This window comes from Subtercola sp. Z020, assembly GCF_002931235.1.
Classification (GTDB): Bacteria; Actinomycetota; Actinomycetes; order Actinomycetales; family Microbacteriaceae; genus Subtercola.
In genome coordinates this window covers 1-7,264 of the sequence record NZ_PSTT01000108.1, presented here as the reverse complement: position 1 = coordinate 7,264, position 7,264 = coordinate 1, and the positions used below count along the sequence as shown (strand labels likewise).

Annotated in this window: 7 protein-coding genes, 2 tRNA genes and 1 pseudogene; 6 read left to right on the top strand and 4 right to left on the bottom strand. The window is 69.1% G+C overall.

Annotation, left to right across the window (positions count from 1 at the left end; all coding sequences use genetic code 11):
• Positions 1-237 (top strand): annotated as a pseudogene (locus C5B96_RS17880) (hypothetical protein); the annotation flags it as partial.
• 94 nt (positions 238-331) lie between these two features.
• A complete protein-coding gene (locus C5B96_RS14215; protein ID WP_158507195.1) occupies positions 332-883 on the top strand; it encodes a septum formation family protein in 552 nt (183 codons plus the stop codon).
• A 28-nt stretch (positions 884-911) separates the two neighbouring features.
• On the opposite strand, the gene C5B96_RS14210 is transcribed toward C5B96_RS14215, so the two are convergent.
• Positions 912-1,913, bottom strand: coding sequence for an alpha/beta fold hydrolase (locus C5B96_RS14210; protein WP_104246012.1), 1,002 nt, complete (start codon positions 1,911-1,913; stop codon positions 912-914).
• A 273-nt stretch (positions 1,914-2,186) separates the two neighbouring features.
• Here C5B96_RS14210 and C5B96_RS14205 point away from each other — a divergent pair.
• Together C5B96_RS14205 and C5B96_RS14200 are read left to right on the top strand one after the other, a co-directional pair.
• Positions 2,187-2,260: transfer RNA gene (locus C5B96_RS14205), tRNA-Ile, on the top strand.
• Between the two features lie 52 nt (positions 2,261-2,312).
• Complete coding sequence (locus tag C5B96_RS14200; protein ID WP_104246011.1) at positions 2,313-2,540, top strand: hypothetical protein; 228 nt, start codon at positions 2,313-2,315, stop codon at positions 2,538-2,540.
• Between the two features lie 91 nt (positions 2,541-2,631).
• Here the strand turns inward: C5B96_RS14200 and C5B96_RS14195 are convergent, their stop codons facing one another.
• Together C5B96_RS14195 and C5B96_RS14190 are read right to left on the bottom strand one after the other, a co-directional pair.
• Positions 2,632-3,957: a glycosyltransferase gene (locus C5B96_RS14195; RefSeq protein WP_233189216.1), complete on the bottom strand. Its 1,326-nt coding sequence runs from the start codon at positions 3,955-3,957 to the stop codon at positions 2,632-2,634.
• Positions 3,958-4,029: 72 nt separating this feature from the next.
• Positions 4,030-4,941, bottom strand: a complete 912-nt coding sequence (locus C5B96_RS14190) for a DMT family transporter (RefSeq protein WP_233189215.1) — start codon at positions 4,939-4,941, stop codon at positions 4,030-4,032.
• Positions 4,942-4,984: 43 nt separating this feature from the next.
• Between C5B96_RS14190 and def the strand changes: the two genes are divergently transcribed.
• Together def and C5B96_RS14180 are read left to right on the top strand one after the other, a co-directional pair.
• Positions 4,985-5,557 carry a peptide deformylase gene (gene def / locus C5B96_RS14185; RefSeq protein WP_104246009.1) on the top strand — a complete coding sequence of 191 codons (573 nt, stop codon included), beginning with the start codon at positions 4,985-4,987 and terminating at the stop codon, positions 5,555-5,557.
• Positions 5,558-5,678: 121 nt separating this feature from the next.
• Positions 5,679-5,751 (top strand) — tRNA-Asn (locus C5B96_RS14180).
• A gap of 82 nt (positions 5,752-5,833) precedes the next feature.
• On the opposite strand, the gene C5B96_RS14175 is transcribed toward C5B96_RS14180, so the two are convergent.
• Entirely contained in the window at positions 5,834-6,505 is a 672-nt protein-coding gene (locus C5B96_RS14175) for a hypothetical protein (protein WP_104246008.1), read from the bottom strand.
• Positions 6,506-7,264: the final 759 nt, after the last annotated feature.

Here is a 7,264-nt window from a genome sequence, read left to right as displayed (position 1 = left end):
CGTCTCCGCGCGCGTCGACGCACAGGCGAGCTGAACTCAGCCACGGCGCTCCGCCGGGAGTGTGAGCGGGCGTCAGCGGCCGCCGAGGTGTCGGCGCACGCAGACCGTCTTCTGGCGACGGCTGCGCTCGCCTGGCTCGACGAGGTGCGGGCGGCGCGCTCCGGTGGTCGGCTACCCGCTGTTCCCCTGAGTATGGCGCGACCGAAGCGCGGAAGACGACCCCTCAACCAGTTGTGAGACTTTCTCGCTCTTGCCGTGGAATCTGAGTATACTTCAGGGTATTCAGTCGACCATGGCGGCCAGGTACCGCCCCGCTTTTCCCGGAGTGATCATGACCGTTGCACGACGCACCCTCTCCACGCTCGCCGCCCTCACGGCGGTCGCCGGTTGTCTCCTGCTGGGCGGATGCTCGGGCGGGTCGCCGTCAGACACCGCACCGACTGTCGCCGGCAGCACGAAACCGTCGTCGTCACCCTCGATCTCCCCCACCCCGCGCCTGACCTCCACACCCGTTTCGACGACCGCGGCCGACGTGTTCGATCTCGCCGTCGGCGACTGCCTGAACCAGAGTACGGGCGACACCGTCTCCGACGTTCCGAGCGTCGACTGCGCCGCTCCGCACGAGCTCGAGGTGTTCTACCTGCTCACACTGCCCGATGCGGCGGTCTACCCCGCCCTCGACGAACTGACCGCTGCCGCCAGCAGTGGCTGCGGTGACCACTTCGCGGAGTACGTCGGCGTGCCCTACGAGCAGTCCGCCCTGGCCTTCACCGAGTTCTCGCCGACAGAGACCTCCTGGGCGGGCGGGGACCGCACCGTGACCTGCGTGCTGGGCGACCCCAACGGCCCCACCACCGGGTCGGCGTACGGCATCGCCCGCTGACACTCCCGGCGGAGCGCCGTGGCTGAGTTCAGCTCGCCTGTGCGTCGACGCGCGCGGAGACGGGCCCCCGGCGAACGACGCGCGCGAGAGCCTTCGCTCCCCTGTCGGTCACGACGATGGTGTGGTGGTTGACTCCGGCCACCTCGACATGCGGCATGCCGCAGCTGTCGTCGGCCGAGAGCTCCCGTTCGGCACGGCTGTAGATGCCCGGCAGCTCGTTGGCGAGCCCACGGGGCGCTGTGACGAGCACCGCGGCTCCGCCGATGGCCCGGAGTCGCTCGCGAACGTCGACGCAGCCGCTCAGCTCGCGCGCATCCGCCGTGACGGCCGTCGGGGAAGCCGCCGGGCGGAAGACGATGCGGCCGTGGTCGTCGAGGGTCTCCTCGACGAGATAGTCGGCGTAGGCGCCGACGCGGGTCGACCAGTCCTTCGCCAGAGCGGGGTGCAACTGCCAGAACCTCCGGTGGGCCGCGGTGCTGCTGAACGCGAACTCGACACCGACGGCGGGCCGGCCGAGCACCAGTTCGAGCAGGTCGGCGGAGTGCATGCTGAGGGGAACGGTGAGGGGCAACCCGCCGTCCACCAGCACCGTGTGACGGAAGGCGGAGGGCCGCTCGGCGAGGGCTGCCACCGCGACGAACGCCCCGAGGGAGTGACCGACCAGCGTCACGTCGGAGAGCTGCAGGGCATCCAGAACCGCCAGCACGTCGCGCACATGCGCGGCGATCCCGTACGGGCCCGGCAGGCCGGAGCTCCGGCCGCGGCCGCGAAGATCGGGGGCGACGATGCGGGAGTCGGGAAACTGCGCGGCGAGCCACGACCAGGCCGGATGCGCCCCCGTCATCGAGTGCAGCGCCAGTATCACCGGCGGCTTGGAGCCGCTCGCCCCGACCGTGGCCGTGGGTGCGAGAGCGCTCGGCCGCCACTCGCCCACGCGCATCACCCCACCGGCCACCGGCACATCCCGGGCGACATAGCGGTCGTTGACAGAGCGTGAGATCGACGGATCGGGCGTGGCTGGTGCTGGCATGACTGGTTCCCCACAACGGTGGCGGCGTGGCGCGGACTCCGTGGAGTCGTGGCGCTTCGCTGCCGGTGACGCATCCCCTAGGGCCCGCGATGACGACCGGGCCGAGAACACGCTAACGAGTCTCAGCACCCGCCGTCAACAGCAGTGACGATATTTCACTACTTCGAGGGATGCGCCGGCTGGCATCCCGGTCGCAGAGCTCGCCACCCCGGCGCCTGCGCCGATCGCCGACCGCGAAGCTGTATCGTGTAGGGGCGGCGTCTCGCGTCGCGCGGGGCGTTAGCTCAGCTGGTTAGAGCAGCGGACTCATAATCCGTCGGTCGCGGGTTCAAGTCCCGCACGCCCCACCCCCGCCACCCGGCGCCATCATCGATAGGCTGCCGATATGGGACTCGCGCCGTGGCTGTGATCAAGCACCTGCTCGTGATGCTCGGTGCCGTCGTGTCGGCGCCGATCTCCCTCCTGCTCGAGGTCGCCGAGTGGCTCGGTCTCATCGGCGACGCGACACGACTCGGCAGGAAGGCCGCTCGACTCGCAGCGCGACCGGCGCCCGCCGATCCGGAACTCCAGCGGGAAGCACGCGACCTGCAGGCGCAGATCGACCGGGGCAGAACCGGGCACTGGTGACGCCTGCGCTCACCCGCTCTGACACCTGAGGCGCAGTGAGCAGCATCAGGTTCAGTGCGCGGCGGCGGCGAGCGGGGTCAGGTGGGCGGCTTCAGCGGGCGGCGTCGGAGGGCTCCGCGGTGGGCTCGGCCGGCAGGTCGATCACGCGGAGGGACGAGGTGTTCAGCGACTCGGCCGCCATCGTGGCATCGATCGCCGCGACATCCACATCGCTCGCCCCTCGGTAGAGGCGCTCGAAGGTGACGATCGTGCGCACCAGGTCGTGCTTGGCGATGAACGCGAGGGAGGCGTTCTTGAAGGCATCGAGCTCGTCTTGGGGCAGGCGCAGGATGTGCTCGAGCTTGTCCGCCATCTGCTGCGCGTCGCCGGGTGCGAAGAGAAAGCCGTTGCGGCCGTCTTTGACGAGGTGCGGCAGCGCCATGGCGTTCGCGGCGACGACCGGCAGACCCGACGCCATCGCCTCCATCGTCGCGATGCTCTGCAGCTCGGCGATCGACGGCATGCCGAAGACGGTCGCCTTCGTGTACGCCTCGCGCAGCTCGTCTTCGGTGACGTAGCCGGTGAAGTGCACCCGATCATCCACCCCCAGCTGCTTCGTGAGGTTCTCGAGGTGCTTCAACAGGTCGCCGCCACCGACGATGTCGAGGTGGGCGTCGAGGTCGTCGGGCAGCAGGCTGACCGCCTTGATGAGCACGTCGATCTGCTTCTCACCGGTGACGCGACCGACGAAGAGGATGCGGTTCTCGGTGCGCGGCGCGAAGTCGGGCACGTAGTTGTCGGCGTCGATACCGCAGCTGATGGCGAGCACGCCGTCGAGGCCGGTCGATTTCTCGAGGAACTCGGCCGCCTTCTGCGTGGGCGTGGTGACGACGTCGGCGCGGCCGAAGGTGCGCTTGGCGGCCTTCCAGGCCATGCTGATGGCCTTCTCCTGCCACGACTTCGGCAGCAGCGTGAATTCGAGCAGGTTCTCGGGCATGAAGTGGTTGGTGCCGAGCACACGGATGCCGCCGCGCTTGCGAGCGGCGATCGACAGGCCGCGGCCCACGATGATGTGCGACTGGAAGTGCACGACATCGGGCTTCACCTGGTCGATGATGCGTTCGCTGTTGCGGTTGATGAACCAGGGCTCGGAGAAGCGCAACCAGTCGTGCGGGTACCAGCGGAAGCTGCGCAGGCGATGCACGGTGATGTTCTGGCCGTCGTACGACTCGGTCCACGTGCCGTGCCTGCGGGAGGCGGCAGGGGCGACCACGTGCACCTCGTGCCCGCGAGCGGCAAGGCCCGAGGCGAGGCGCTGCGAGAACCGGGCGCTGCCGTTCACGTTCGGCGAGAACGTGTCGGCTCCGATGACGATCTTCAGGGGCTTCGCGGGGTCGTTGTCTGCGGGTGCAGGGTCTGTGCCGGAAGAAGCTGACAAGTGATGACTTTCTGGTTCGGGAAGCGGCGGTCGTGCATCCGGTACCGGATCGCGTTCTGCGGAGAATCTACCCTAGTGACCGGTCTGCGGATGGTATTTGGCGAGACCGAACACTCCCAGTATTGCGAGAATGCCGGTCAGAACAAAGCCGACCAGCGCGAGGGGCGGCGCGTACTGGGCCTCGCCGAGCACGACGATGCCGATGCCGACCGCGACCATGGGGTCGATGACCGTCAGGCCCGCGATCACCAGGTCGGGCGGACCGGAGGCGTAGGCCGTCTGCACGAAGTAGGCGCCGGCAGCAGCCGAGGCCAGCAGCCCGACCAGGCAGAAGATGGTGAGAACGTTGATGTCGGCCTGCTGCAGGCGGCTGATGACGACTTTTGCGAGCGTTGCGACGAAACCGTAGAGAACGCCGGCGCCGACGATGTACGCGACCGCCCGCATCCGCTTGCGGAACAGCACGAACAGGGTGACGAAGAGCGCCAGGACGACCGCCAGGATGATGACGATCGTCACCAGCTGCGAATCGGAGATGGGCTTGTCGACGGCCGTGAAGGCGGCGATCAGCACGAACAGCGCCACGCCGCCCACGCACATGACGATCGAGATGATGGATGCCCGGTTGAGCTTCGTGCGGGTGACCCGGGCATTGAGGATCGACGTGATGACGAGCGCCACAGCTCCGAGCGGCTGCACCACGATGATAGGGGCGAAGTTCAGGCTGGTGAGCTGGAAGACGATAGCGAGGGCCAGCATCAGCGAACCGAGCACCCATGACGGTCGGCGCAGCAGCGCGACGAGCTGCTTGACGTCGAGCCCGCCGGTGGCCTGCTGGCTGGCCGCTTCGACCTTGTTGACGCCGCGGTGCTGGAACTGCGCACCGAACGACAGGAAGACGGCGCCGATCAGGGCGATCGGGATGCCGACCGACTGGAACAGGTTCGGGGTGAGCTCGGCGGCGGCTGCGAGTTCGGGATGCACCCCTCGACAGTATCGCGGATTCGTCGCAACTAGGCTTGGCGACATGGCTGTTCTCCCCATTCGCATCTTCGGCGACCCGGTGCTGCACTCCCCCGCCCTGCCCGTCACGGCGTTCGACGACGCGCTGAAGACGCTGGTCGCCGACATGGTCGACACGATGCACGAAGCGCCCGGCGTAGGTCTCGCGGGCCCCCAGGTGGGGGTGCCGCTCCGCCTCTTCGTGTATGAGTACACCGACACCGACGACGTTTGGCACTCGGGCGTGGCGATCAACCCGGTGCTGCTCGTCAGCCCGCCCCCGGTCGAGGAGGCGCACGAAGACCTCGACGCCGAGGGCTGCCTCTCGTTCCCGGGCGAGCGGTTCCCGCTGGTGCGGTCGACGGATGCCCTGCTGCGGGCAGTCGACGCCGACGGTGCCCCGTTCGAGGTCACGGCGTCGGGCTGGCTGGCCCGCATTTTCCAGCACGAATACGACCACCTCGACGGTCACCTCTACGTCGACCGCCTCGAGTTCAGCTACGCGAAGGCGGCCTCGAAGATCGCCCGCAAGCGCAGCTGGGGCGGCCCAGGACTCAGTTGGATGCCCGGGGTCGACACCTTCGACGGCGGCGCGTGAAGCGCGGCACCGTTCGTGCGGTATGCTTTTGGCTGCACGTTTCGGCGGGCCAGGCCAGGCAAATTTCGCCCGGCAAGGGTCAGAACGGTTTCGTGATAACGTAACTACGCTGTTTCAGCATTCCTCGATAGCTCAATTGGCAGAGCAGCCGGCTGTTAACCGGCAGGTTCTTGGTTCGAGTCCAAGTCGGGGAGCGAAAGGCCACTCAGGGCTCCACCCCGGGTGGCCTTTTTTTGTGCTTTCTGGGTGTGGCGGCTCGCGCTACCCGCGAATCCCCTACCCCATGGGGGCGCTGCAGGTGACGCTCGCGCCAGCGCCGGTCGACGTCTGGTGTGAGATCTGTTCGCCGTCGAGCAAGATCGCGCAGCTGATCTTCGTGCCGCCGGTGCCTGCGGTCGCTGTCAGCGCGAAGCTGTCGTAGTTGCGGCCGCCGCCGTCGGTGATGTCGAGCGTCTTGATCCAGGGCAGCGCCGCATCCTTCGCCTGCTCTTCGGCCAGCGTGCCGTCGACGGTGCTGGAGTAGGTGATCGTCGTCGCGGTCGGGGCGTCGCTCGAGATGCGGTAGGTCAGCTCATGGTCGACCGGCGCGCGGGAGGGCTCGGCGGATACCGTAGGAGCTGCGGCCCGTTCGAGTCCGGCTGTGAAGCCGGCCGCGATGGCACCGGCGTAGACGACGGCCAGCACGACCGCGAGTACCAGGGCGATGGCCGAGAGAATGAGTCCGGCGACGGCGCTTCGACGGGGCCGCGGGGTGAGCTTCCGACGGATGCCGATGATGCCAAAGACGATGCCCAGCACGGCGAGGAGGGCTGCTCCGATGTTCAGGATCGGGATGACCGACCCGACGATCGCGACAATGCCGAGAATGAGCGCGGCGAGGCCGAAGCCGTTGCGCGGCTTTCCGGTGCCACCGGCCGGCGGTTGCGGAGCGTACGCTCCGCCGGGCACGAGGATGCTGGGTGGCGCCGGTGGTGCGGACGCAGGTTCCGCTCCCCCTGGAGCGGCCGGTGGCGTTGGTGGCGCGAACGACGCAGTCGTCGGAGGAGCGGATGCTGGAGGAACGGACGCTGGAGGAACGGACGCCCTGGCGGGCGCGGGTGACGGCGTCCCGAGCTCCGGCGATGCGGGAGGAGCGAAGGAGGGCACCGATCCGCCAGCGGGCGGCGCAGGCTGCGCGAACGGTGACTGCGCGGCTGCAGCAGGCGGCGCAGGCGGTGCGAACGGTGACTGCGTGGGCACAGGAGCCGGTGTAGGGGCCGTGACCGGGGATTGCCCCTGCGGCGCAGGCGGCGCGAAGGAGGATTGCGCGGGCTCGGCCGCCGCAGATCGCGGCGCGGACGGAGACTGCGCAGGGGCTGCGGTCCCGGCGGGTGGCGAAAACGGAGACCTAGCGTGCGCGGCCGGCGGCAGGGTCACTGCAGACGGCACGACGACGGGTGCGGCAGCGGTAGGCGGCGCAGGAGGGGCGGAGGGAGATGTGGAGGGTGCGGCTGGCTCGACATCGGATGGTGAGCCCGCGCGGGCGTCATCGGCTGGCGCAGGTGGAGTCGGCGCGGCAGTGGGCGGGGCGGCAGCGGCTGGCGGTGCGGGCGGAACCGCGGGTCCAGCGGCGGCGGTCGGCGCCGGCACGGGCGCTCCATCGGCGTGCGGGGTCGCGACGGTTGGCGACGCAGAAGGAACTGCGGCAGCGGCCAGCGGGACGGCGGG